The organism is Paractinoplanes toevensis (assembly GCF_018332695.1).
In the GTDB taxonomy this organism is placed as follows: domain Bacteria; phylum Actinomycetota; class Actinomycetes; order Mycobacteriales; family Micromonosporaceae; genus Actinoplanes; species Actinoplanes toevensis.
On record NZ_BOQN01000179.1, the window covers coordinates 1 to 1630 of the forward strand.

Genomic DNA, 1630 nt, shown 5'->3' on the forward strand with positions numbered 1-1630 from the left:
GACCGCTCAAGCCGGACCGCTGTTTCGTGACGGGAGGCCGCTTGGTGAGGCTTCGCCGTTGCCCTCGCCGCCGATCGGGCGGTTCACCTGGCCCATCTGCGGGGACTCCAGCGGCGGGCGGTTGCGGCGGGCGGTCTTCGGTTCGGGCTGGGGTGGCTGGTTGGGCGGGGTGGACGGATGGTCCGGGCCGGACGAGAGGCCGTCCATCTGCGGCGGTTCCAGTGGTGGGCGGTTCGGGCGGACGGCGGCGCCCAGGCCGCTCGGTTCGGGGCCGCCGCTGCCGCCGAAACGGTTGGCGGCGTCCGCGCCGGACAGGTCGGCGCCCGGCAGGCTGCCCAGGCCGCTCGGTCGGTCGGTGGCCGGAACCGCGCCTGCGCCGCTCGGCGACTGCGGAGCGGCCGGCACGGTGTCGCCGAGGCCGCTGGGTGACTGCGCGGCGGCTGGCGCGAGGCCGCTCGCCGGCTGCGCGAACCCGCCACCCGGGCCAGGGCCGTTCGGCTGGGCCGGGTCGCTCAGGCTTGGGCCACTCGGCTGGGCCAGGCCGCCCAAGCTTGGACCACTCGGCTGCGCCAGGCCGCCCAAGCCTGGACCACTCGGCTGCGCCAGGCCGCCCAAGCTTGGACCACTCGGCTGCGCCAGGCCACCCAAGCTTGGACCACTCGGCTGCGCCAGGCCACCCAAGCCTGGACCACTCGGCTGCGCCAGGCCACCCAAGCCTGGACCGCTCGGCTGCGCCAGGCCGCTCAGGCTTGGGCCGCTCGGCTGGGCCGGGCCGGTGGACGTGGTGGCGCTGCTGAGGCCGGTGGTCGGCTCGGTGGTGCCGGGCTGGATGCCGAGACCGCCGGACGGAGCGGCCGGGGAAGCAGGCCGGTCGGGGCCGGCCGTCGGCTGGGATTCGCCGGACGGGCGGGCGAGCGGCTGCTGCGGTGAACCCGGTGGTGTTACCAGGCCGCTGTACTGCTCCTGCTGGGGCGGCAGGGGGCGGCCGAGCGTGGCCGCCAGGCCGGAACCGTTCGACGGTGGCGGACTGGTCGGCATCGCGGTGGCGGGACGGGGCGTCAGCGGTGAAGCCGGGGGTTGATTCAGTGCGGGTGGTGCGGCCGGGGGCTGATTCACGGCGGGCGGCGCCACGGGCGGGGTGTTCATCGGCGACGGGGCGGGACGGGCCGAGGGAGTGAAGTGCGGTGCGTCCAGTGGACGATTCTGCTGGTGGTAGACCTGCGGGCCGGAGAGCAGCGGGTCGGCGTCGGACGGGTAGGCCGGCTGCGAGCGGGCCGGGCCGGCCGGCGGGCGGCCGGGGCTGACCTGGCCGGCGGGGGGCACGGCCGCCGGACCGATCGGCGAACCGGTGGGCGGAACCATGCGCGGCGGAGAGGGCGAAGCGGTCGTGGCCGGCTCGGCTTCCGGTGGGCTCGACCAGGCCGGACCGAGGGCGCCGGGCTGGGACGACCATGAGCCGGCCGGCTCGGCCTGCGTGGAAGACCAGCCGGGACCGGACGACTGTGCCTGGCCGGGGAACCCCGAGCCCGGCGACTCGGCCTGGGCGGGCGACCAACCAGGACCGGAGGACCCGCGACCCGCTTCCGCCGAATCCGACGGCTCGGCCGATGACCAGCCAGGACCGGCCTGA

The 1630-nt window shown here is 76.7% G+C and carries 2 protein-coding genes; one reads left to right on the forward strand and one right to left on the reverse strand.

The window, feature by feature from the left end; translation table 11 throughout:
- Positions 1-6 precede the first annotated feature (6 nt).
- A complete protein-coding gene (locus Ato02nite_RS49490) occupies positions 7-1362 on the reverse strand; it encodes a hypothetical protein (RefSeq protein ID WP_213013707.1) in 1356 nt (451 codons plus the stop codon).
- On the opposite strand from Ato02nite_RS49490, the gene Ato02nite_RS49495 reads away from it, so the two are divergent.
- On the forward strand, positions 1361-1630 hold the full coding sequence (locus Ato02nite_RS49495; RefSeq protein ID WP_213013708.1) for a hypothetical protein: 270 nt from the start codon (positions 1361-1363) through the stop codon (positions 1628-1630). The two genes, Ato02nite_RS49490 and Ato02nite_RS49495, sit on opposite strands and share 2 nt — an antisense overlap.